Below are 22,847 nucleotides of genomic sequence, written 5' to 3'. Positions count from 1 at the left end.
TTAAGCACTCCTGACCGCCCGGTGTCAAGGGTTACGACGGGTGGATGCCGACTTCGGCATGCGGGGCTAACCTGGAGGCAGATCAGCAGGAAAACCCGAGCGTAAGGAGACCCCATGAAGGGCAAAGTCGGACTCGTCATCGGCCTTGGAGCGGGCTACATCCTCGGCTCCCGCGCCGGCAAGGAGCGCTACCAGCAGATCAAGGAGCAGTTCCTGAAGGCCTGGAACACCGAACCCGTGCAGCAGCAGGTGACCAAGGTGCAGGACTTCGCGAAGTCCAGCATCGCCTCGCTGCCGTCGGCCGTGTTCGATGGCGCGGTCAAGGTCAAGAACGCCGTCACGAAGCAGGGAACACCGGGCGAGAAGCTCGACTCGGGCATCAAGGCCGGTCAGTCATCGGCGGAAGACGTCAAGAAGGCCGCGGCCGAGACGGCCGCAGCGGCGAACGCCTCATTCGACGAGGTGGCCGCCCCCGCGAACGGCGATGTCACCGGACCGAACGCCGCGTCGCTGCCCACCGGCCAGATCTGATGACGACACCACGGGGCTTCCGCGATCGCGCGGACGACAGCCTCTTCACGCTCCTGGGCGACGTCCCGGAGCTGGTGCGCAACCTCGTCGTCGCAGAGGTCGACAGCGCCAAAGTGTGGGTGACCAAGACGGCGAAGGACGTCGGGGTGGGCGCCGGGTGGTTCGTCGCCGCCCTGTTCTTCCTGTTCTGGTCGATCGCGGCCTTCGGGGCGTTCGTCATCATCGGCCTTTCCTCGTGGTGGCCGGCCTGGGTGTCGGCGCTCGTCGTGTTCCTCTTCCTCGTCGTCGTGGCCCTCGTGCTGGCGCTGCTGGGCTATCTGCGCTTCCGTAAGATGTCCAGCAGCCGCACGCCCGTTGACTCGGTGCAGCAGGACGTCCGCATGGTGAGAGAGGTCGGCGATGAGTTCTAGCAGCGCGATGGCACCGAAGAAGCAGGTGCCCGTTCCCGTTCCCCGCACGGCGGTTCCGCTCGGGATCTCCGATCCGGTCGAGAGTGCGCGGGCCGAGCTCAAGGCCGCGCTGATGGCGATCGAAGTGAAGGCCAATGTGCCCAAGCGGCTGACGACCGCCACCGACGACGGCGTGCGCAAGGCGCGCGTCTTCGCACGCCGTCAGCCGGCCGCCGCGATCGCCGCCGTCGTCAGCATCGCCGCAGCCGTGGGCACTGCCGTCTGGGCGGCGGTGCGCGCCTACGCGCGCTGACCCGTCGGACCGTGCGTTTGGCCGCGAGCACGTGGCGGGACAGACTGGACCCATGGCCGAGTACTTCTCACCCGCGCCCTTGCAGGATTCACCCGACCCGCTGACGGCATCGCCGAGCGGTTTCACGCTGTGGGCGGTGTGGCGGCGCGATCCGGTGCGGCCCGTCGTCGAACCGGACGACACGGAGCTCACGGCGATCGTCGACCTGGTGGAGCAGAGCGGCGTCACCGTGCGCGGCTTCTACGACGTGAGCGGGCTGCGCGCCGACGCGGACCTCATGGTGTGGCTGCATGGACCGCTGCCCGAGGACCTGCAGCGCGCGCTGCGCCGACTTCGCCGGACGGAGCTGCTGAAGAACCTGCTGCCGACGTGGAACGCGATGGGCGTGCACCGCGACGCGGAGTTCAACCGGCAGCACGTGCCCGGATTCCTGCGCGACATCCCGCCGAAGAGGTGGCTCTGCCTCTACCCGTTCGTGCGGAGCTTCGAGTGGTACCTGCTGCCGGAGGAGGAGCGGCGGCGGATGCTGGCCGAGCACGGCCGCAAGGGGGCGGCCTTCACTGGCGTCCTCGCGAACACCGTGGCCTCGTTCGCCCTCGGCGATTACGAGTGGCTGCTTCCGCTCGAGGCCGACGAGGTGACCGAGCTCGTCGACCTGATGCGCGACCTCCGTGCCACCGACGCGCGTCGGCACGTGCGGGAAGAGGTGCCCTTCTTCACCGGGCGCCGTCTCGAGCTGCGCGAGATCGCCGAGGTTCTCCAGTGAGCCGGCGTGGGATGAGGGCCGCGGCGCACCACGGGGCAACGTGCCCATGACGGCGCCGCTGCGGCTCGGCACCCGGCGCAGCGCCCTGGCGCTCGCCCAGTCGACCCACGTCGCCGACGCGCTCGCGGCCGCCTCCGGCCGGAAAGTCGAGCTCGTGCCGATCGTCTCCGAGGGCGATGTCTCCCGCGCCTCGCTCGCGGAGCTGGGCGGCACCGGCGTCTTCGCGACTCGCCTTCGCGAGGCGCTCCTGGCGGGCGAATGCGATCTGCTCGTGCATTCGCTCAAGGATCTGCCGACGGCCGACCCGCCCGGCCTCACGATCGCGGCGATTCCGGTGCGCGAGGATGCCCGCGACGTCGTCGTGACCCGCGACGGCACGCCCCTGCACCGCCTGCCGGCCGGCTCCACGGTCGGCACCGGATCGCCTCGCCGCATCGCCCAGGTGCGCCGGCACAACCCGCGCATCCGCGTTCAGGACCTCCGGGGCAACGTCGACTCCCGCCTCGGGCGCGTGCGGGACGGCGAGCTGGATGCCGTCGTGCTGGCCGCCGCCGGATTGTCGCGGCTCGACATCCTGAGCTCGCAGCAGTTCGGGTTCGAGCCCCTCGGGCTCGCCGAGTGGCCCACCGCCGCCGGCCAGGGGGCCCTCGCCGTCGAAACGCGGGCGGATGCCGCATCCGATCTGCTCGAAGTGCTCTCCCGGCTCGACGATGCGGCGACCCGCATCGCGGTCACGGCCGAGCGCACCGTGCTGTCCGAACTCGAGGCCGGCTGTCATGCCCCCGTCGGGGTGCACGCCCGGCTGCTCGCGGGCGAACTGCGGGTTCGTGCGGTCGTCTACGCGCCGGGCGGCGATCGGCGCCTGGCCGTCGACAGAACAGACAGCGTGGACCCGGGGTATATTCGATTGCAAGGCAGTGGCAATGGAGCGGACGCTGCCGATGGCACAGACCCGATCGTCCGCGCTCGCGGTATCGGGCACGCTGTCGCCCATCGGCTGCTCGAACGTGGGGCAGCCGGCCTGGTACCACGAGAGTCAGCCCCATGAACCCAGCCTTCGGACACCCGAAACCCGACAAGCCCCTCGTCGGGTGGCGCGTTCTGGTGCCCCGAGGCGGTCCGTGGGGTGATGGCGTGGCCGCGAGCCTTCGAGCGCAGGGTGCCACTCCCGTCGTGGCGCCGCTCATCAACTTCGCACCGGCGAACGATCTCGAAGCGCTCGATGCGGCACTGGCCGATCTCGAGGCGGGCCACTTCGACTGGCTCACGGTCACAAGCGCGACCACGGTCGATGTGCTCTACGCGCATCGGACGTTCATCCCCGCCCGCACCCGCATCGCGGCTGTCGGTGAGACGACGGCGGCGGCCCTCCAGGCCGCCGGCTACCGGGTCGATCTGGTTCCCGATCGCGACAACTCCGCCGCCGGCATGGCCGAGCAGCTCACCGCCCTCGAGCCGGCGCCCCCGCCGCGGCGCATCCTGACCCTGCGGAGCGAGATCGCGAAGCCCGTGCTGACGAAGTCGCTGATCGCCGCCGGCCATGACGTGCGCAGCGTCGTGGCGTACCGCACCGTCGGCGTGCCGGTCACCGAACGCATCGCGCGCGACGTGGCGAGCGGCCGCATCAACGCCATCCTGGTGACGAGCGGCTCGGTCGCCGAGCAGGTGTACGCCCAGTTCCCCGAGATCCCGTCTGAGACCGTGATCGCCGCGATCGGCCCCCGCACCGCGAAGGACGCCCGCAAGGTCGGCCTCTCCGTGGATGTCGTCGCCGACCGCCAGACGGTCGATGCGCTCATCGAGGCTGTTTCTCAGTTCAAGCTCCCGCACGCCGCCGACGAGTTCCAATCGTGAGCTTCCCCACCCACCGCCCTCGGCGGCTGCGGCAGTCGCCCGCCGTGCGGCGGCTCGTGCGAGAGACGCACCTCGCGCCGTCGCAGCTCGTCCTGCCCCTCTTCGTGCGGGAAGGGCTGAGCGAGCCGGTCCCGATCGGCTCGATGCCGGGGATCGTCCAGCACTCGCTCGACTCGCTCCGGCGCGCGGTGGCGGATGCCGCTGCCGCCGGCGTCGGCGGCGTCATGCTCTTCGGCGTTCCCGAGGTCCGCGACGGCAGGGGCTCCGGAGCCGACGACCCGGACGGCATCCTGAACGTCGCGACCACGGCCGTCGCGGCCGAAGTAGGCGACGCGCTGGTGGTGCAGACCGACCTCTGCCTCGACGAGTTCACCGACCACGGCCACTGCGGCGTGCTCGACGAGCGCGGCGGCGTCGACAACGACGCGACCCTCGACCGCTACGCCGCGATGGGCCTCGCGCAGGCGCGTGCCGGATCCGCCATGCTCGGCCTGTCCGGCATGATGGACGGCCAGGTCGGCTTCGTGCGGGCGGCTCTGGATGCCGAAGGCTTCTCGGACACGCTCCTGCTGGCGTACTCGGCGAAGTACGCCGGCGCGTTCTACGGACCGTTCCGAGAGGCCGTGGATTCCCAGCTCAAGGGCGACCGCCGCACGTACCAGCTGGACCCCGGCAACGGACGCGAGGGCGTTCGCGAGGCGCTGCTCGATGCCGATGAGGGTGCGGATGTCGTCATGGTCAAGCCCGCGCTGCCCTACCTCGACGTGCTGGCCGAGGTGCGCGCCGCCGTGGACATTCCCGTGTGGGCATACCAGGTGTCGGGCGAGTACGCGATGATCGAGGCGGCCTCGGCGCACGGCTGGATCGACCGCCGCGGGGCGGTGCTCGAGTCGCTGCTCGGCATCCGCCGGGCCGGAGCGGACGCCGTGCTCTCCTACTGGGCGGTCGAGGCCGCCGGCTGGCTGCGGGACGGAGTCCGATCGTGACCGTTCTTCATCCCTCCGATGCCAACGACGAGCTCTTCGCGCGTGCGCGCGCCGTCATCCCCGGCGGAGTGAACTCGCCCGTGCGCGCGTACGGCTCCGTCGGCGGCACGCCGCGGTTCCTTGCCTCGGCGAGCGGGCCGTACGTGACGGATGCCGCCGGCCGGACCTACGTCGACCTCGTCGCCTCGTGGGGCCCCGCGCTGCTCGGGCACGCGCATCCGGAGGTCGTCGAGGCCGTCCGCGAGGCGGCGAGCAGGGGTCTGTCCTTCGGCGCACCGACCGGTGCCGAGGTGGAGCTCGCCGATCTGATCGCGGGCCGTGTCGTCGCGCCGGACGCGCCCGTCCCCACGCCGATCGAACGCGTGCGCCTCGTGTCGACGGGCACCGAGGCGACGATGACCGCGATCAGGCTCGCCCGCGGGTACACCGGCCGCGACCTGCTCGTGAAGTTCGCCGGGCACTACCACGGGCACTCCGACGGGTTGCTGGCGGAGGCGGGGTCCGGCGTCGCGACGCTCGCGCTGCCGGGCTCGGCCGGCGTGCCGGCACCGGTCGCCGCGCAGACGCTCGTGATCCCCTACAACGACCTGTCCGCGGTGGACGAGGTCTTCGCCGCGCACAGCGACCGCATCGCGGCCGTGATCGTCGAGGCCGCCGCCGCCAACATGGGCGTCGTGCCGCCGCTTCCGGGCTTCAACACGGCCCTTGCCGAGCGCGCGCACGCCCACGGGGCGCTGCTGATCATCGACGAGGTCCTCACCGGGTTCCGTGTGCACCCGGCGGGCTTCTGGGGGCTGCAGGCGGCGCAGGGCGAGCACTACACCCCCGACATCTTCACGTTCGGCAAGGTCGTCGGCGGAGGGATGCCGCTCGCCGCGCTCGGCGGACGCGCAGACATCATGGAGCGGCTCGCGCCCACCGGGCCGGTGTATCAGGCCGGAACCCTCTCGGGGAACCCGCTCTCGGTCGCCGCAGGGCTCGCGACGCTGCGTCTGGCGACGCCCGAGGTGTACGCGCGGGTGGATGCCGCCGCCGACGCGGTCGCGACGGTCCTGTCGTCCGCCCTCGCGGCCGAGGGCGTGGAGCACGCCGTTCCCCGGGCGGGGTCCCTGTTCGGGCTGGTGTTCGCCGCTTCGGCCCCTCGGGACTACGCCGCGGCGCAGGCGCAGCAGTCGTGGCGCTACCCGCCGTTCTTCCATGCGATGCTCGACGCGGGCGTCTCGCTCCCGCCGAGCGTCTTCGAGGCCTGGTTCCTGACGGCGACGCACGACGACGAGGCCCTCGGCCGGATCATCGAGGCGCTCCCGGCCGCGGCCCGTGCCGCGGCATCCGCCCCGCGTCCTTAGGGCGCCGCGCGCCCCTTCGCCGCTTCGCGCTGCACGGCGTTCGTCGAGCTGCCGCGCCGACGGAGCGCCCTCGGCGCCCCCGTGCCGCTTCGCGCTGCACATTCCTGCACGCGCGGCTCATGTTCGCGCAGCGCGCGTCGAGAAGTGCAGCGCGAAGGGCGGCGCGAAACGCCGCAGGGGAACCACCCCCTGCCCGGCGTTACTCAACCCTGCGCGAACCTCAGCGCAGACGTGCGTACGTCGAAAGAGAACACCGGAACCCGCGCGACACGCCGGTGCCGCAGCCGCCGGTAGGGTCGAACGAGTGCGCATCCTCATACTCGCCGGAGGCGTCGGCGGCTCGAAGTTCACCCTCGGAGTCCGCGCGGCGGCCGGTCACGACGACCACATCACCGTGGTCGCCAACACCGGCGACGACCTGTGGCTGAGCGGAGTACGGCTGCAGCCCGACGTCGACTCCATCGTCTACGCGCTCGCCGGCGTCAATGACACGCACCGGGGCTGGGGCCGCGCGGGGGACACGGAGCGGGTCAACGAGGAGCTGCAGGCGTGGGGCGCCGGCTGGCCCTGGTTCACCCTCGGCGACCTCGATCTCGGCACGCACCTCGCCCGCACGGGGTGGCTTCGCGACGGCGCGACGCCGACGCAGGTGCTCGATCGGATGTCTCGCCGCTGGCCCCTCGGCGTGCACCTGCTTCCCATGACCGACTCAGAGGTCGACACCATCGTCACCGTGCGAGACCAGGATGGCGAGCGGCCCATGCACTTCCAGGAGTGGTGGACGCGGTGGCGGGCCGCCCTCGAACCGGTGCGCTTCGAAAATCCGGGCATGGCCGAGGCGCGGCCCGCACCCGGAGTCGCCGAGGCGATCGCCAACGCCGACGTGGTGCTGCTGGCACCCTCCAACCCCGTCGTCTCGATCGGGCCCATCCTCGCGGTGCCCGGCATCAGGGATGCGCTCACGGCGACGCGCGCGGCGGTCGTCGGCGTGTCCCCCGTGATCGGCGGCCGGGTCGTCCGGGGCATGGCGGATGTCTGCCTCGCGGCGATCGGCGTCGAATCGAACGCCTCGGCCATCGCCGCGCACTACGGAGCCCGCGCGAGCGGGGGAGCGCTCGACGCCTGGCTGCTCGGCGAGGAGGACGAGGCACTGGCCCCCGAGGTCGAAGCCGCCGGCATCCGTGCTGTCGTGGCGCCGCTGTGGATGCGCGACGAAGCCACCTCGGCCGCCCTCGCCAGTGCCGCGCTCGGCGCCGGGCGACGTTGACTCCCGACCCGAGCGCGTGGCATCCGGGCCGTGTGCACGGGTTTGGGGCGCATTCCCTCCGCTGGGGCGCACGAGACGCGCCCCGACGGACGGATCACGCCCCGAGGTTCGGCAGAACCCGAGGCGGCGAGGCGGCGAGCAGCGCGGCCGTTCGCCGGCCGAGGCCGAGCGCCGTGGCCTGCGCCAGCTGATCGGCGGTGTCCACGTCGCGGCGCAGGGTCGAGTCCTCCGGCACGGGCAGCGCCGCGAAGCCGAGAGCCAGGTGCGCGGCGAACGACCCCTCGCCGAAGGCCGAGCTCCACGGGATGCCGGCACGCGCGGTGACCAACGTGGAACCGGTGCCCTCGGCATCCGCCACCACCCCCCGGTCGACAATCGCGGCGGCCGAGAGCGCCGCGGCCAGATCCTCTGAGCGCAGCGCCGGCAGGTCCCCGAGCAGGGCAGCCCGCGGCATCCCCTCGCCCACGGCGGCCGCCCCACGTGCGATGGCCCCGTTCAGTCCGCCGGCGAGCACGGTGGGCGGCAGGGTCAGCGCCTCGGCGGCGCTCGGCGTCTCCTCGACGAAACGCAGACCCGGGATGTCCGCCGCCTGCAGAACGAGCCCGGCGTCATCCGTCACGACGACGACCCGCTCCACCGCTTCGCACGCCGCCGCCGCCGCGATCGTGTCCAGCGCCACCGCGCGGGCGATCGCCACCCGGTCCACGGCGTCGACGGCGAGCCGTGACTTGCCCAGGACCGACGGCTTGACCGGGACGAGGACCGTCCAGCCGGTCATTCCGGATGCCGCGCGCGCAGCCGCGGCAGGATCTCGGCGCCGTACGTCCGAAGGAACTCCTCCTGGTCGTGCCCCGGGTCATGGAACACGAGGTGGCGGAAGCCCAGGTCGATGTACCGCGAGATCGACTCCACGTGCTCTTCCGGGTCGTCCGACACGATGAACCGCGACGCGACGCGCTCGATCGGCAGCTCCGCCGCGAGGCGCTGCATCTCCAGGGGGTCGTGCACGGCCATCTTCTCCTCGGCCGACAGGGCGAGGGGCGCCCAGAACCGGGTCTTCTCCAGCGCCACCGCGCGGTCCGGGTGGTAGGAGACCTTCACCTCGATGAGGGTGTCGATCGCGTCGTCGGCCCGGCCCGCCTTGGACAGTCCTTCGCGCAGCGCGGGCAGCAGCGTGTCGGTGTACAGCTCGGGGGCCTTGCCCGACGTCGTGATGTAGCCGTCGGCGATGCGACCCGCCAGCCGCGTCGCCGCCGGGCCGGAGGCGCCGATGTAGATCGGCACCTTCTGGTCGGCCGGTGGACGGTCGTAGATCGTCGCGTCGTGGGTGGAGTAGTAGGTGCCCTCGTAGGTCACCCGGTCCTCTGCCCAGAGTTTCTCGATGAGCGCGATCGCCTCCTTCATGCGCTGGAAGCGCTCGGGCGGCTCCGGCCAGTCCAGCCCCAGGGTCACCTCGTTGAGCGCCTCACCGGTTCCCACACCCAGGATGACGCGGCCGGGGTAGAGCACGCCGAGCGTCGCGAAGGCCTGCGCAACGACCCCCGGGTGGTAGCGGAAAGTCGGCGTCAGCACCGAGGTGCCCATCACGATGCGCGAGGTGCGCTCGCCGAGCGCGCCGAGCCATGGGAGGGATGCCGGGGCGTGGCCGCCCTCGTGCATCCATGGCTGCAGGTGGTCCGACACGAACACCGAATCGAAGCCCATCTCCTCGGCGAGCACGCCGAACTCGAGCAGCTCGCGCGGGCCGAACTGCTCGGCGGATGCCTTGTACCCGAAGCGCAGGGGGATGGTCATGGGGTTCCTTCCGACAGCGGCGAGGGTTCGCGGGCGAACGCCGCGGGATCGATGCGGGCGAGGCGCTCGCGGAACTCGGCGACCGTGCCGGGCCAGAGCAGGGTCAGGCGGCCGGAGCGCTCGTCGACGTACCAGTTGCGGCATCCGCCGGCGACCCACGACGTGCTCGCGGCCCGGTCGTCGATCTCCGACGTGTACGCCTGTTCGGCGTCGGCGTGCGCGTCGATCGTGCGACCGTCGGCGAGGCAGCGGAGCACGAACTCCGACTGTGCCTCCATCATGAGCACCGCGGAGTTGTGGCCGAGCGACCCGTTGGGCCCGTTCAGCACGAACAGATTCGGGAACCCGGAGATCAGCGTCGAGGCGACCGAGGTCATCCCCCGGCTCCAGTGTGCGGCGAGCGTTTCTCCGTCGGAGTTCTCGACCAGATCGGCGTACGGCTGGCGCGCCGCCTCGAAGCCGGTGGCGAGCACGAGGATGTCGGCGTCGTAGCGCGCTCCGCCCGCCGAGACGAGAGCCCGCCCCTCGACCGCCGCGAGCGCAGATGCCTCGAGTGTCACGGCGCCGGACACGACGGCCGGGTAGAAGTCGTCGGAGAGCAGGACGCGCTTGCACCCGAAGGCGTAGTCGGGCGTGAGAGCTTTGCGCAGCGCGGGATCGGGGACCTGCGCGGTCAGGTGCGAGAGGGCGATCGAGCGAGCGGATGCCGCGGCCGCGACGTCTCCGGAGCGCGAGGCGTAGCGGGCCTCCCCCTCGGTGTACAGGTCCGCGCGCAGGCGCGCGAGCGCGCCGGCGTCGCTGGCGAACGCCAGGCGCTCGGCATCCGTGTATACGCGGCCCTCGCGCGGGACGATCCAGGCGGGCGTCCGCTGGAACAGGGTCACGGCGGCGCCGCGCCGGACCAGCTCGGGCACGAGCTGCACGGCGCTCGCACCGGTGCCGACGACCGCCATGCGGGCTCCGTCGACGGCGACGGAGTGATCCCAGCGCGCGGAGTGGAACAGCGGGCCGCGGAAAGACTCCAGCCCCGGGATGTCGGGCACCGACGGCTCGGTGAGCCGCCCGCACGCCAGGACGAGAGCTTTCGCCTCGATGCGGCGCGCATCGGCGCCGCCGACGTCGAGCTGCCACAGGTCGCCGTCCCAGCGGGCCCGCAGCAGCGGGGTGTCCAGCTCGATGTGGTCGCGCACCTGGTCGGCGACGCGATCGAGGTAGGTCCTGATCTCGGCGCCCCGGGCGAAGACGCCCGACCAGTGCGGGTTCGGATGCTCGGCGAAGCCGTAGAGGTGCGAGGGCACATCGCAGGCGACGCCCGGATAGGTGTTGTCCCGCCACGTTCCGCCGACGGAGTGCCCGCGCTCGAGCACGAGGAACGACTCGCGGCTCTCGCGGCGCAGCGCCAGCGCCATGCCGATGCCGGCGAAGCCGGCCCCGACGATCGCCACATCGATCGGCGCGCTCACGAGTGCGCCTCGCGGTAATCCGTCGTACGCAGGCGGAAGGGCCGGAACAGTCGGCGCGCGATGCGCGCGGCATCCGCCGCGGGAAGCTCGAGTCCGTACTCCGCACCCACCCGCGGCAGCACACGGCCGTCGAGCAGCGACCCGCCGAGGTCGTCGGCACCGGCACCCAGCAGCACCGCCGCGTCCTCGCGCCCGACCCGCGTCCACGGAACCTGCAGGTGCGGGATCGATCCGCTCAGCATCAGCCGCGCGACCGCGAACATGGCGCGGTGCTCGCCGATGGGCGATCGGCCCTCGACGAGGGGCACCCCGTGCCCTGGCAGCGGGATGGGCACGAACTCCGTGAACCCGCCTCCGGTCGCTGAGCCTGTCGACGCGGTCTGGATCGCGCGCAGGGCACGAAGGTGCGCGATCCGCTCGGCCGCGGTCTCGACGTGCCCGTAGAAGAGCACCGAGGTGGAGCGGAAGCCGGCGCGGTGCGCCGCGACGATCGCCTGCGTCCACCGATCGATCTCGAGGTCGCCAGGGGCGACGAGCGCACGCACCCGTTCGCTCAGCACCTTGACGCCGGTGCCGGGCACGGTGTCCACACCCGCTTCGCGGAGCGCCGCGAGCGCGCCGTCGAGCCCGAGCCCGCCTCGTTCGGCGAGGTCGACCACATCCGCCGGGCGGAAGGCGTGCAGGTGCACCCGCGGGGTCGCCGCCTTGATCGTGCGGGCGATCTCGAGGTAGCCGAGCGGGTCTTCGGATGCCGGCAGCATGCCCTGCACGCAGAGCTCCGTGGCGCCGAGGGTCCAGGCATCCGCGGCGATGGCGGCGAGGTCGTCGAGGCCATAGGTGTCGGGTTCGCCCGTCGGGGCGGCGCGGAAGTTCGTCGACGCCACGTTGCGGTTCACCACCAGGCTCACCGCCTCGCCGACGGTGTACCTCCGCACATCGTCGGCCGTCGACGTCAGTGTGTCGAGGTCGGCACCGGTGGCCAGCAGCAGCCGCTCCCATTCGGCGTCGTCGAGCGAGAGCGGGTCCGAGGCGGCCGACTCGAGGAGTCGTGCGAACCCGTTCGAACCGGTCCCTGTGCCTGAACCGGTCCCTGTGCCTGAACCGGTCCCTGTGCCTGAACCGGTCCCTGTGCCTGAACCGGTCCCTGAGCTTGTCGAAGGGTCGTCCCCACCCGCCGACGACGCCTCGACAGGCTCGGCGACCGGGGTGGTTGTCGACGCCTCGACAGGCTCGGCGACCGGGGTGGTTGTCGACGCCTCGACAGGCTCGGAGACCGGGGTGGTTGTCGACGCCTCGACAGGCTCGGCGACCGGGGTGTTTGTCGAAGCGTCGACAGGCTCGGCGACCGGGGTGGTTGTCGACGCCTCGACAGGCTCGGAGACCGGGGTGGTTGTCGACGCCTCGACAGGCTCGGCGACTGGACGCTCGGCCGCTGGGCGCGTCGTGCCGGCATCCGCTCGAGCGAGTCCCGACTCGGGATCCGCCAGGGCCAGCGTCGCCGGCGTGATCGCGGCGTCGAGCCACTCGTCCGCCGCGGCGATGTAGGGGCCGTGCACCGTGAGCCGCTCGCGCAGGTCGAAGCCGAGCTCCGCGGTGCGGGCGGTCAGATCATCGAGGTGCGGCCACGGCCGCTCCGGATTGACGTGGTCGGCGGTGAGCGGCGAGACGCCGCCCCAGTCGTCGGCGCCTGCGCGCACGAGCAGTGCGAACTCCTCGGGGTCGGAGAGATTCGGCGGCACCTGGATGCGCATGTGCGGCCCCAGCACCAGCCGGGCGACGGCGACCGCCGACACATACTCGAGGAGGGACGCATCCGGAGCGTCGTGCATCGCGGTGCGGGGCTTCGCGCGGAAGTTCTGCACGATCACCTCCTGCACGTGCCCGTGGCGCTCGTGCGCGTCGCGGATGGCGACGAGCGACTCGGCGCGGTCGCGCAGGGTCTCGCCGATGCCGACCAGGATGCCGGTGGTGAAGGGGACCTTCGCGCGTCCGGCATCCTCGATCACATCCAGCCGCAGCTGCGGATCCTTGTCCGGCGACCCGTAGTGCACCTGCCCGGGTTCCTCGAACAGCGCGCGCGAGGTGGTCTCGAGCATCATGCCCATCGACGGAGCGGTTGGGCGCAGCGCGCGCAGCTCGTCGATGGACATCACGCCGGGGTTCAGATGGGCGAGCATCCCGGTCTCGGCGGTGACGAGCCGGGCCATCGCCCCCACGTAGTCGAGCGTGGAGGCGTAGCCGTGCTCGTCGAGCCACGCCCGGGCCTGCGGCCAGCGGTCCTCCGGCCGGTCGCCGAGCGTGAACAGCGCCTCCTTGCAGCCGAGCGCCGCGCCCTGCCGGGCGACCGCGAGCACCTGCTCCGGCGTCATGAACATCGGCTTGTGCATCTTCAGCAGCTGGCCGGGGGTGTCGACGAAGATGCAGTAATGGCAGCGGTCGCGGCAGAGGGTGGTGAGCGGGATGAAGACCTTGCGCGAGTACGTGAGAACACCCGCGCGGCCGGATGCGGTGAGCCCGGCGTCCCGCATGCCGGCGGCGAGTGCCAGCATCCGTTCCCTGTCTTCCTCGTCCGCGCGCAGCAGCTCTTCGGCGTCGTCGGCGGTGAGCCGCGCGCCCGCAGCGGCCCTGGTGAGCGCCGGGCTCGCCAGGTGACCGGAGGCGCGTTCGAGCAGGGTCACACGTCCAGTCTCGCACCGTCGCCGCGCGGCCGGGGCCGGTGCCACGGGCACGATCGTTGCCGCTCTGTGAGCAATTCCCAGGGTTCGGCGACCACCTCGCTGGCAGACTAGAGGCATGGTGACTCTGCTGCTGGATCAGACGCAGCTCGAGGTCGTGCTCTCGATGACCGAGCGTGCGCTGTCATTCCGCAAGGGGAATGTCGTGGTCGATCGGTCCACGATCACCAAGGTGCAGCTCACGGATGACGCCTGGACGTGGCTCCGCGGCGTGCCGAGCCCCGGCACCTATCTCCGAGGCGTTCTCGCGATGGGTGCCTGGAAGTCAGCCGGAGGCACCGACTTCGCGCTGGTGCGCAGGCACCGCGCGAGCGTCGTGATCGACCTCGAGGGTGACGACCAGTTCGAGCGACTCATCCTCACCACACGGCACGGGTTGGCGCTGGTAAAGGCGCTGCGGCTGGACGTGCCTGAAGAGGCGTCGGATGTCGTCGACATCGCTGCCGCGGCGGCCAAGAAGCCGCGGGCGCGCCGGGCCCCGAGCCCGGCGCCCGCGACCTGATCAGGTGACGTCGCGGTGCCAGCTGGTGAAGTTTCCGATCACCAGCAGCACCACCGCGTACCCCAGCAGCACGAGTCCGCCGACCCACCACTCCAGCGTCGCCACGGGGGCCGCCGATGGTCCGCCGAGACCCGTGAAGAAGCTCTGTCCGACAAGGGCATCGCTTGCGGCGCCTGGTAGGTACTTCGTCAGCTCTCCCAGCCAGTCGATGAGCCCGCCCGCGATGCGGAGCACCGGCTCGACGACCTGGGTGAAGGCGAGCACGATCACGATCGCCACGACCTGATTGCGCACGACCGCGCCGATGCCGATGCCGATGATCGCCCACAGCACGAGGGCGAGGATCGCCCGGCCGAGCAGCAGCCATGTGTCTCCCGACGAGAGCAGGGGATCGATGTCGTAGGCGGCCAGGATGCCGGCTGCGGGGCCCACCGCGGAGACGACCGCGATCACTCCGAACAGCAGGCCGAGGACGATGCCGGCTGCGACCTTCGCCGCGAGCGCGATGCCGCGAGCCGGGGTGGCGAGGAATGTCGGGGTCAATGTCTGGTGCCGGAACTCCGAGGTCACGATGAGCGTGCCGATGAGCAGCGGGAAGACGTACCCGATCGACGTCGCGATGCTGTACATGACGAGCGGCAGGCCGGCGGGGTCAGGCGGCGGTGAGCCGGCTTCGGAGCCGAGCTGCCCCGTGGACAGGGCCCCGAAGAGGCCGGCCATGCCCGCGGCGAGCATTCCGACGTAGAGGACGAGGACGACCGCCAGGATCCACCAGATCGCCGTCGTGAAGACCTTGGTGAGCTCGGAACGAATCGCTGCCGTCATCTTCATCGCCGCTCACCCCCTTCATCCTCGGTGCTCGTATCGCCCGAGTCCTCGTCCGGGGGCTCCTCCGTCGGGTCCGGGAGAGGCTCGTGGATGCCGGAGGAACTCTCGGTTTCAGGCTCGGCTGTCTCCGCGTCGATGCTCTCGATGGCGGTCTCGTCGTAGGCCGCGAAGAACCGGTCCGCGTCGGCGTCCGAGTCGGAGCGGGAGTCGTCTTCGGCCTCCGCGGCTGGCTCTTCGACGGGCTCTTCATCGACCGGATCCGGCGGGACGTCGTCCACGGGCGGCACATCATCGTCGGGCTCGGCTTCGGAGGCGGGGATCACGTCGATGACCCCCGTGCTCGCCACGGAGAATCCGGCGGTGGACGCGGCGGGCGTCGTGGCCTCGTCCGCCACTGCGTCGTCGGGGATGGCGGCCGCGCCACCGACCGCCGGTGCGGCGCTCTCGTGCACGCGGGCGCCGTCGACCAGCTCGAGGAAGATCTCCTCGAGCGAGGGCCCGCGGCGCTGCAGTGACGACAGGGCGACGCCTGCAGAAGCGGCGACCGCGCCGATGTGGACGGTGTCGGCCGCGCGGACGGTGAAGCCCGACCTCAGAACCTCGAAGGCCACGCCGGCGCTGCGCAGGGCGTCGGCGAGCGCCGCGCGGTCCGGCGCATCGACGACCACGGCCTGCTCGGTCTGATCGGAGAGTTCGTCTAGCTGTCCCTGGAAGACCAGCCTTCCGCGGGCGATGATGAGCAGCGAGTCGACGGTCTGCGACACCTCGGACAGCAGGTGCGACGAGACGAACACCGTGCGGCCCTCGCGGGCGAGTTGGCGCAGCAGCCCGCGCATCCACTTGATGCCCTCTGGGTCGAGTCCGTTCGCCGGCTCGTCGAGCACCAGCACGCCGGGGTCGCCCAGCAGGGTGTATGCGAGTCCGAGGCGCTGCCGCATCCCGAGCGAGAATCCGCCGACCCTGCGTCCCGCGACATCCGAGAGTCCGACGAGGCCGATGGCGTCGTCGATACGTGAAGCGGGGAGACCGGCGGCCTGCGCGTAGACCTTCAGGTGGTTCGCCGCCGTGCGGCCGGGGTGGAAGCTGGACGCCTCGAGGGCAGCACCGACGGTCTGCAGGGGGTGCGAGAGCTTGGCGTAGGGGACTCCGCCGATCGTCGCGGTGCCCTCCGTCGCTCGGACGAGGCCGAGCAGGATGCGGAGGGACGTGGTCTTGCCGGCCCCGTTCGGACCGAGGAAACCCGTCACGGCCCCCGGTTCCACGCGTGCGGTGAACTCCGACACGGCGGTCACCGGACCGAAACGCTTGGTGACGCCGGAGAACTCCAGCACCTGACCGTCGGGCATGCCGAAGCCTCTCCTCATGTGGGCAGTTCCCCCCATCTTGGCGGAAAAGGCCCGTCGGCAAGTCCCGCCCTCCACAGGCACGGGGTGGCGCAGGCGTGGGAGGTGCGCAACGCGAGCGCGGGAGTAACGTTGCCGACGTGACAGACGCGACACACGCCCCGGATTCGAGGGTGCGTGCCCGCACCTCCGGCGGCCTCGGCCACCTGACCCTGGATCGGCCGGAAGCCATCAACGCCCTGGACCTCGGGATGATCCGCGACCTCGAAGCGACCCTCGACGCGTGGAGCACGCACCCCGACGTGCAGCTCGTCCTGCTCGACGGCTCGGGCGAGCGCGGGTTCTGCGCCGGCGGCGACGTCCGCGGACTGTACGAGCAGATCGTGGCCGGGGAGGCGGATGAGACCGGTGGCTTCTTCCGCGAGGAGTACGCCCTCAACGCGCGCCTGGCCGAGTACCCCAAGCCGGTCGTCGTCTTCGCCGACGGCATCACCATGGGCGGCGGCATCGGACTGGCGGGGCACGCCGCGATCCGCATCGTGACCGAGCGGTCCCGGCTGGCGATGCCCGAGACCCGCATCGGGTTCACACCGGACGTCGGAGGCACCTGGCTGCTGGCCCACGCACCGGGCCGGCTGGGTGAGTACCTCGGGCTGACCGGCGCCTCGATGACGGCATCCGATGCCATCTATGCCGGCTTCGCCGACCACTTCGTCCCTTCCGATCGCCTTTCGTCCCTCGCGGAGGCGCTGGAGACCCGGGCCGACCCGTCGAGCCCGACCGAACTCGTGCTGCTGTTCGACGAGTCGGTCGAGCCCGGCCGGCTGAGGGCCGACCAGGTCTGGATCGACGACGCCTTCTCTGCCGACACCGTCGCCGAGATCATCGGCCGGCTGCGTGCGAGCGACGCGGATGCGGCATCCGCCACCGCCGATGCGCTCGAGCAGCTCTCGCCCACGGCCCTCTCCGTCACCCTCGCCGCCGTGCGGGCGGCGCGCGAACTGCCCGACCTGCGCGCGGCGCTCGCCCAGGAGTACGCCCTCGGGATGTGGTTCGCGACCACCCAGCCGGATCTGCGCGAAGGCATCCGCGCGCAGCTGGTCGACAAAGACCGCAACCCGAAGTGGAACCCGGCGGCGATCGCCGACGTGCCGTCGGAGCGCCCGGGCGAAGCCCTGGCGCACAGTCCGCGGATCCCCCTGTGGTCATGAGCGAGCCGGCCAGATCATGAGCGAGCCCGCCACATCATGAGCGAGAGTGAGGATGACCGTGCGAGGCGCCGGCGCCGACGGCGATACTCGCGCGGGGTCGCCCTGGATTGGTTCTTCTTCATCTTCGCGGGGCTCTCGTCGATCTGGCTGGCCTACCTGAGCTTCACGGAGAGCTTCCGCGTCGGCTGGTGGGGACTGCTGGCGGCGGTGCTGTTCTGGGCGCTGCTGGCGTATCTGGTGCTGCCGAGACTGCATCGGATCCTCACCACGATCTACGTTCCCGAGTACTTCATCGGTCGGGCTCGTACGAGCGACGGACTGCTCGGCGACCCGGTGAACCTCGCCCTGATGGGGGAGGCCGACCAGATCCACTCGGCCATGGAGGCGGCCCACTGGACGAGGGCCGACCCGGTGACGCTCGCGTCGTCGTGGGGGATCATCACGTCTACGCTCAGCCGTCGGAGCTATCACCAAGCGCCGGTCAGCCCGCTCTTCCTGTTCGGGCGCCAGCAGGACTTCGCGTACCAGCAGGAGGTCGACGGCAACCCGGCCCAGCGTCATCACGTGCGGTTCTGGAGGTGCCCGGACGACTGGCTGCTCCCGGGCGGCATCCGGGTGGACTGGCTCGCCGCGGGCACCTTCGACACCTCGGTCGGGCTGTCGCTGTTCACGCTGCAGGTGACGCACAAGATCGATGCCGACACCGATATCGAGCGCGACCACATCGTAACGACGATGACTGCCGCCGATCCGCGTATCTCGGTGGATGTGGTGCGCGACTTCTCCACGGGCTACCACGCCCGGAACGGGGGTGGCGACAGCATCCGGACCGACGGCGACCTGCCGATCGTCGACGTGCGACGGGTCGTGGGCTCGGCGCCGCCGCTGCCCACGCACTCCGCGGAGGCGACGTGACGGAGAACAAACGGCCGGCGTACGAACCCGCGGCGCGGCTGCTCGAGCGCACCCACTACGACCCGGACATGCCGCGCCCCCTGGCGACGGTCGCCGGCGCGGCGCTCGTGCTTCTGCGCGTCGTGGCCGGCATGTTCTGGCTCGGGGCGCTGGTGCTGCAGATTCCCGACCTTGTTGAGACCTCTCAGATCACGCTGGAGGCCGCCTCGGATGCGCAGGCTGCGTCGTTGGGAATCACGGTGGTGCTGGTCGTCGGAGGAGTCGGGCTCCTGGTGGAGGCGCTGCTCGCATTCCTCATCTATCGAGGGGTGAACTGGGCCCGGGTCCTGGTGATGGGGTTCTCGGTCGTGTCGGTCTCGTTCTCGTTCGCGGCGTGGTGGGCCGAGGACCAGGAGATCACCATCAACACGACGTTCGTGACGCTCGCCTTCGACATCCTCGTCCTCCTCGCCCTTTCGAGCCGGGATGCCGCGGCCTACGCACGCCGCAACGAGGGCCGCCCGCCGGAGTCGGGCGCGTGAGCGCGTCGGAGCGTCCCAGTCCAGGTGGCTGAGCGAGCGCAGCGTCGTTCGGCTCCTCGCTCAGTGACCGCTTCGCGTGATGAATCGCCCTCAGCCGTGACTCTGAGCGCTTCAAAGCGTTCTATCCCCGGTCGCTGAGCGAGCGTAGCGAGACGAATCGCCTAGGAACCTCCGCGGAGCGCCGGCGGTGTCGTCGCTTCCTCCACAGGGAGCACCCGAATTAGGGTTTGAACAGGGCCTGGTTTGTTTTGCTGATCTGGGCTGTTCCGGCGGCTCGGATGTCGGTGGTTGACGGTTGAATGAACCCATGCACCCACTCACCGACACCCTCCAAGCGCTGGAGACCGCGCTCGGTGAAACGGTCGCCGCCGCGTTCGCCGCGGACACCGTGTCGGGGCTGGGCGACGAGGACCTGCTCACGGTGATCGTGGCCGCGGGGCGGATGATCCGTCGGGCGGAGGCGGTGCTGGTGGAGTGCACCGCGCAGGTGCAGGACCGTTCCGCCGCCGCCTCCCTGGACGGGCGGCTCACCACCCGGATGGGGTGCCGGTCGGTGTCCGAGCTGGTCCAGCGCGCCACGCTCGCCTCGAAGCAGACCGTCACCGGGTACGAGCGCGCCGCCCGCGGGGTGCACCAGCAGGTCGCTGTGTCGTCGGGGCAGAAGCTGCCCGCCCCGTTTCCGGGGATGCGGGCCGCGCTGATCGACGGCGCCGTCGGTGTCGACGGTGTCGTGGCGGTGCTGGCACCGTTGTCCCATCTGGCGATGACCGCGGGACGCGCCGCGCACCTGGCCGCCGACGAGGAGTTGGCCGCCTGCGCGCGCGGTGTGGGGGTGGATGCGGCACCCCCGGCGACCGCGGAGGAGCTGCGCGCGTTCGCGCAGGTGTGGGCGGTGTTCCTGGATCAGGACGGCACCGAACCCCGCGACGCGGCCGTGATGCGCACACGCGGGGTCACCCTGGGGATCGCCCGGGACGGGGTGATCCCGTTCCGCGGGAACCTGCTCCCCGAGGTCGCCGCCCAACTGCAGCGCATCTTCGACGCACTGCTGAACCCGAAACTCGACGGCCCCCGGCTTCACCCCCACCGACACCACGGACGGCGACGATGCGGGGGAGCGGGTGTTGCGTGATCAGGCGGATATGCGCACCCGGGCGCAGAAGCAGCACGACGCCCTGGCGACCGCCCTCAGCGTCGCCGCCCGGTCCGGGGAGCTGCCCACCCTGGGTGGGGCCGCGCCGACCCTGGTCGTCTCCGTCCGCGCCGCGGACCTGGCCGCAGGCACCGGGTACGCGCACCTGGACGGCACCGACCAACCGGTCCCGATCGGGGTGGCCCGGCACACCGCCTGCGACGGGGTGGTGCAACGCGTCCTGATGGACGATCACGGTCGGATCGTGTCGATCGGAACCCTGGACCGGGTGTTCAACCACCACCAACGCAAGGCGATCACCCTCCGCGACGGGGGCTGCATCATCCCCGGCTGCCACATCCCCGCCGCCTGGTGCGAGATCCACCACGTCACCGACCACGCTCTCGGCGGACCCACCCACACCGACAACGGCGTCCTGCTCTGCTGGCACCATCACCGCACCCTGAACACCAACGGCTGGAACATCCGCATCCAGCACGGCACCCCCCACGTCCGCGGCCCCTCCTGGTGCGACCCCTCCGGCCACTGGCGGCCCACCACCACATCCCCCACCCGCCTCCACGACCGCATCAACCAACGCCAACGACTCGTGGACCTGACGTGAGCGCGAACGCCAGAAACACCCGCCCGGACCGGGTCGGGAGTGCGGGCGCAGCCAAAGACGGGTGCTGACGATCCAACGCACCCGGTCGCTGAGCGAGCGCAGCGAGACGAAGCGCCCCTGCCCGGAGGGCAATCCCGGTTGGTCAGCGACCTTCGTCTCGTCGCTGCGCTCCTCGCTCAGGGACCCGACGATGGATTCACGATGCTACGGAACCGGCCCGAGCAGTTCACGATGCTCAGGGACCGGAACGAGTAGTTCAACGAGGCTCAGGGACCGGAGGATGCGGTTCTCAATGCCCAAGAACCGCTCTCGCACCGTGGCATCGCCCTTCATCCGATTGCTGGGCTGCTCCCTCGACACCGGCGAGCGGGTCCACGCTCTTCGCCCCGGGCGAACCTGAGAGCCGCTCCGGATTCCGGCGGGTAGCCTGTAAGCCGCCCGGTGGCCGGGCAGCCTGAGAGGAGGCGCCGGTGTTCGACAGTCCGCTCTCCGCGTCCGCCTACCAGGTGCTGGGCGTCGACCCGGACGTCGACGTCGAGGGCCTCCGCAAGGCGTACCGCCTGCGCCTTCGCCAGACGCACCCGGACACCGGTGGCGACGCCGCCGTCTTCGTGAGCGTCCAGCGCGCGTGGGAACTCGTCGGCACCCCCGAGGCACGGGCCGCCTATGACCGCGGGCACGGGTTCGGAGCCACACCGCCGCCCGCCGACTGGTCCGGATGGCGTCCGGCGCCGCGTCCGCCCGCCGACACGCGGCCGAAGGCGCGGTCCCAGGGCCAGCCGGGCGGCTGGCGCCGCGAGCGCTACCTCGACCTGATGCGCGAATGGGTCGGGCGTGGCGTCGCCCTCGATGACCCGTACGACCCGGCCCTGGTCCGGCGGGCTCCGCGGGAACTGCGGCGGATGCTGGCGGACGCACTCGCCGAGGAGGCCACCGCTCGCGTCGTCTCCGACCTCGGCATGGGATTCACCGTCTGGCACGATGTCGCGGCTGCCGGCCGCGGCGGCGGCAACGACGACAAGCTCGACCACATCGTGCTCAGCCCGTCGGGGCTCTACGCCGTGCTGTCGGAGGACTTCGGCGGCCCGGTCGGCGTCCGCCGCGGCGAGCTCACGGGCGAGGGCGTGGACGGGTCGCCCGTCGCCGACCTGCTCGGCCGCATGCGTGTCGTGGCCAGGGCGGCCGGCGTGCGCTTCGGCGGAGCCATCGTCGTGCTCCCGGATGAGGACCTCGACCAGGCGGTCATCCCGCTCGGCCGCGTGCGCGGCATCCCGGTCGTCGCGGTGGCCCGCGGCGCGCTCGGCAACCTGCTGCGGCAGGGCGTGCCGGGCGCCCGGTCGATCGGCGGCAACGAGATCTTCGACATCCGCACCCGCCTGCAGCAGACCGTCCGCTTCGTCTGACCCTGCAACGGCACCTGAAGCACGCCCGCAACCCGACCCCCGGCCCTCCACCCGTGGTTACGCTTTATGGATGCCGGGCGACGCGTTGATCGGTCCGGTCGAGCCGCCGGACCTGCACGTCATGACCTACAACATCCGGCGGCGGGCCGCCCGCGTCTCACCCCGCAGCCCCGACTACGGCCCCCGGCGCCGCCCGCTCCTGCGCGCCATCCTCCAGCGCGAACTGCCGACGATCGTCGGCATCCAGGAGGCCATGCCCGATCAGGTCGCCTTCGTCGCCGACGTGCTCGGACCTGCGTACCGGGCGGTGGGTCGGGGGCGCAACCCCGATGGCAGCGACGAGCGGTGCGCCATCCTCTACGACACTCGCCGGATCGCCCTGGAGCGCTGGAGTCAGCTCGCGCTGTCGGACACCCCGGATGTCGCGGGCTCGAGGACGTGGGGAAACCTGCTGCCCCGCATGCTCGTGAGTGCGAACCTGATCGACACAGCCACCGGCATCCCGTTCCGCGTGCTCAACGCGCACCTCGACCACCTCTCGCGAGCCGCGCGCGCCCGCTCCGCCGAGATGATCGTCGATCTCGTGCGTCGGAGCGACCTGCCGACCCTCGTGCTCGGAGACATGAACAGCGATACTCGATCGGCCCCGTACCGCACCCTGACATCCGGTCCGCTGCGCGCCGCGTGGACCGCCGCCCGGGTCCGCCTCACGCCCGAGTGGGACACGTTCTCGCGATACCGAGCACCGAAGACCGGGGGCAAGCGCATCGACTGGATCCTGGTGAGCGACGCGGTGACGGTGGATGCCGTCGGCATCAACGCCGTGCGCTTCGATGGCGCCGCGGCGTCCGATCACGAGCCGGTGCAGGCGCGCATCCGCTTCGAATCGACAGCCCTTCCCTGATGCTCGCGATGGCGTGGGA

General features: G+C 71.4%; 23 protein-coding genes. 17 read left to right on the top strand and 6 right to left on the bottom strand.

What is annotated here, in order from left to right; all coding sequences use genetic code 11:
• The first annotated feature begins 114 nt into the window (after positions 1 to 114).
• The 9 genes from ACLQ2Q_RS14490 to cofD all read left to right on the top strand — a co-directional run bounded on the left by ACLQ2Q_RS14490 (position 115) and on the right by cofD (position 7,452).
• Positions 115 to 531 (top strand): hypothetical protein, encoded by a 417-nt coding sequence (locus tag ACLQ2Q_RS14490; protein WP_425821182.1) that lies wholly within the window; start codon positions 115 to 117, stop codon positions 529 to 531.
• Positions 531 to 941: a phage holin family protein gene (locus ACLQ2Q_RS14485; protein ID WP_425821181.1), complete on the top strand. Its 411-nt coding sequence runs from the start codon at positions 531 to 533 to the stop codon at positions 939 to 941. Before ACLQ2Q_RS14490 ends, ACLQ2Q_RS14485 begins: the two co-directional genes overlap by 1 nt.
• Positions 931 to 1,233, top strand: a complete 303-nt coding sequence (locus tag ACLQ2Q_RS14480; RefSeq protein WP_425821180.1) for a hypothetical protein — start codon at positions 931 to 933, stop codon at positions 1,231 to 1,233. The genes ACLQ2Q_RS14485 and ACLQ2Q_RS14480 overlap by 11 nt, the downstream gene beginning before the upstream one ends.
• Positions 1,234 to 1,285: 52 nt before the next feature.
• Positions 1,286 to 1,999: a hydrogen peroxide-dependent heme synthase gene (gene hemQ / locus ACLQ2Q_RS14475; RefSeq protein WP_425821179.1), complete on the top strand. Its 714-nt coding sequence runs from the start codon at positions 1,286 to 1,288 to the stop codon at positions 1,997 to 1,999.
• A 46-nt stretch (positions 2,000 to 2,045) separates the two neighbouring features.
• Positions 2,046 to 3,047, top strand: a complete 1,002-nt coding sequence (gene hemC, locus ACLQ2Q_RS14470; RefSeq protein ID WP_425821178.1) for a hydroxymethylbilane synthase — start codon at positions 2,046 to 2,048, stop codon at positions 3,045 to 3,047.
• Positions 3,044 to 3,853 (top strand): uroporphyrinogen-III synthase, encoded by an 810-nt coding sequence (locus ACLQ2Q_RS14465; protein ID WP_425821177.1) that lies wholly within the window; start codon positions 3,044 to 3,046, stop codon positions 3,851 to 3,853. The genes hemC and ACLQ2Q_RS14465 overlap by 4 nt, the downstream gene beginning before the upstream one ends.
• On the top strand, positions 3,850 to 4,839 hold the full coding sequence (hemB, locus tag ACLQ2Q_RS14460) for a porphobilinogen synthase (RefSeq protein ID WP_425821176.1): 990 nt from the start codon (positions 3,850 to 3,852) through the stop codon (positions 4,837 to 4,839). The genes ACLQ2Q_RS14465 and hemB overlap by 4 nt, the downstream gene beginning before the upstream one ends.
• On the top strand, positions 4,836 to 6,185 hold the full coding sequence (gene hemL / locus ACLQ2Q_RS14455; protein WP_425821175.1) for a glutamate-1-semialdehyde 2,1-aminomutase: 1,350 nt from the start codon (positions 4,836 to 4,838) through the stop codon (positions 6,183 to 6,185). The genes hemB and hemL overlap by 4 nt, the downstream gene beginning before the upstream one ends.
• A 304-nt stretch (positions 6,186 to 6,489) precedes the next feature.
• On the top strand, positions 6,490 to 7,452 hold the full coding sequence (gene cofD, locus ACLQ2Q_RS14450; protein WP_425821174.1) for a 2-phospho-L-lactate transferase: 963 nt from the start codon (positions 6,490 to 6,492) through the stop codon (positions 7,450 to 7,452).
• Positions 7,453 to 7,546: 94 nt separating this feature from the next.
• On the opposite strand, the gene ACLQ2Q_RS14445 is transcribed toward cofD, so the two are convergent.
• From ACLQ2Q_RS14445 to cofG, 4 genes are read right to left on the bottom strand one after another with little or no spacing between them, the layout of a single operon-like run.
• Complete coding sequence (locus tag ACLQ2Q_RS14445) at positions 7,547 to 8,230, bottom strand: 2-phospho-L-lactate guanylyltransferase (protein ID WP_425821173.1); 684 nt, start codon at positions 8,228 to 8,230, stop codon at positions 7,547 to 7,549.
• Positions 8,227 to 9,246, bottom strand: coding sequence for a glucose-6-phosphate dehydrogenase (coenzyme-F420) (gene fgd / locus ACLQ2Q_RS14440; protein WP_425821172.1), 1,020 nt, complete (start codon positions 9,244 to 9,246; stop codon positions 8,227 to 8,229). The genes ACLQ2Q_RS14445 and fgd overlap by 4 nt, the downstream gene beginning before the upstream one ends.
• Complete coding sequence (locus ACLQ2Q_RS14435) at positions 9,243 to 10,709, bottom strand: flavin-containing monooxygenase (protein ID WP_425821171.1); 1,467 nt, start codon at positions 10,707 to 10,709, stop codon at positions 9,243 to 9,245. Before ACLQ2Q_RS14435 ends, fgd begins: the two co-directional genes overlap by 4 nt.
• Positions 10,706 to 13,387 carry a 7,8-didemethyl-8-hydroxy-5-deazariboflavin synthase CofG gene (gene cofG / locus ACLQ2Q_RS14430; RefSeq protein ID WP_425821170.1) on the bottom strand — a complete coding sequence of 894 codons (2,682 nt, stop codon included), beginning with the start codon at positions 13,385 to 13,387 and terminating at the stop codon, positions 10,706 to 10,708. Before cofG ends, ACLQ2Q_RS14435 begins: the two co-directional genes overlap by 4 nt.
• Before the next feature lie 115 nt (positions 13,388 to 13,502).
• Between cofG and ACLQ2Q_RS14425 the strand changes: the two genes are divergently transcribed.
• On the top strand, positions 13,503 to 13,946 hold the full coding sequence (locus ACLQ2Q_RS14425) for a hypothetical protein (RefSeq protein ID WP_425821169.1): 444 nt from the start codon (positions 13,503 to 13,505) through the stop codon (positions 13,944 to 13,946).
• Here ACLQ2Q_RS14425 and ACLQ2Q_RS14420 read toward each other — a convergent pair whose 3' ends face one another.
• Together ACLQ2Q_RS14420 and ACLQ2Q_RS14415 are read right to left on the bottom strand one after the other, a co-directional pair.
• Positions 13,947 to 14,771, bottom strand: coding sequence for an ABC transporter permease (locus ACLQ2Q_RS14420; protein ID WP_425821168.1), 825 nt, complete (start codon positions 14,769 to 14,771; stop codon positions 13,947 to 13,949).
• A gap of 2 nt (positions 14,772 to 14,773) precedes the next feature.
• On the bottom strand, positions 14,774 to 16,120 hold the full coding sequence (locus ACLQ2Q_RS14415; protein WP_425821167.1) for an ATP-binding cassette domain-containing protein: 1,347 nt from the start codon (positions 16,118 to 16,120) through the stop codon (positions 14,774 to 14,776).
• Positions 16,121 to 16,257: 137 nt separating this feature from the next.
• Here ACLQ2Q_RS14415 and ACLQ2Q_RS14410 point away from each other — a divergent pair, with 137 nt between their 5' ends.
• The 7 genes from ACLQ2Q_RS14410 to ACLQ2Q_RS14380 all read left to right on the top strand — a co-directional run bounded on the left by ACLQ2Q_RS14410 (position 16,258) and on the right by ACLQ2Q_RS14380 (position 22,828).
• On the top strand, positions 16,258 to 17,328 hold the full coding sequence (locus ACLQ2Q_RS14410) for an enoyl-CoA hydratase/isomerase family protein (protein ID WP_425821166.1): 1,071 nt from the start codon (positions 16,258 to 16,260) through the stop codon (positions 17,326 to 17,328).
• A gap of 36 nt (positions 17,329 to 17,364) precedes the next feature.
• Entirely contained in the window at positions 17,365 to 18,243 is an 879-nt protein-coding gene (locus ACLQ2Q_RS14405) for an LssY C-terminal domain-containing protein (RefSeq protein ID WP_425821165.1), read from the top strand.
• A complete protein-coding gene (locus ACLQ2Q_RS14400) occupies positions 18,240 to 18,764 on the top strand; it encodes a hypothetical protein (RefSeq protein ID WP_425821164.1) in 525 nt (174 codons plus the stop codon). The genes ACLQ2Q_RS14405 and ACLQ2Q_RS14400 overlap by 4 nt, the downstream gene beginning before the upstream one ends.
• Before the next feature lie 307 nt (positions 18,765 to 19,071).
• Complete coding sequence (locus ACLQ2Q_RS14395; protein WP_425821163.1) at positions 19,072 to 19,896, top strand: hypothetical protein; 825 nt, start codon at positions 19,072 to 19,074, stop codon at positions 19,894 to 19,896.
• Positions 19,897 to 19,906: 10 nt separating this feature from the next.
• Entirely contained in the window at positions 19,907 to 20,521 is a 615-nt protein-coding gene (locus tag ACLQ2Q_RS14390) for a DUF222 domain-containing protein (protein WP_425821162.1), read from the top strand.
• A 470-nt stretch (positions 20,522 to 20,991) separates the two neighbouring features.
• Positions 20,992 to 21,924, top strand: coding sequence for a DnaJ domain-containing protein (locus ACLQ2Q_RS14385; RefSeq protein WP_425821161.1), 933 nt, complete (start codon positions 20,992 to 20,994; stop codon positions 21,922 to 21,924).
• A 70-nt stretch (positions 21,925 to 21,994) separates the two neighbouring features.
• Complete coding sequence (locus tag ACLQ2Q_RS14380; RefSeq protein WP_425821160.1) at positions 21,995 to 22,828, top strand: endonuclease/exonuclease/phosphatase family protein; 834 nt, start codon at positions 21,995 to 21,997, stop codon at positions 22,826 to 22,828.
• Positions 22,829 to 22,847 lie beyond the last annotated feature (19 nt).

The organism is Microbacterium sp. DT81.1 (genome assembly GCF_049844955.1).
Taxonomy (GTDB): domain Bacteria; phylum Actinomycetota; class Actinomycetes; order Actinomycetales; family Microbacteriaceae; genus Microbacterium.
Note: the sequence above shows the minus strand (reverse complement) of the source record. Positions and strands in the feature narration are given on the sequence as shown.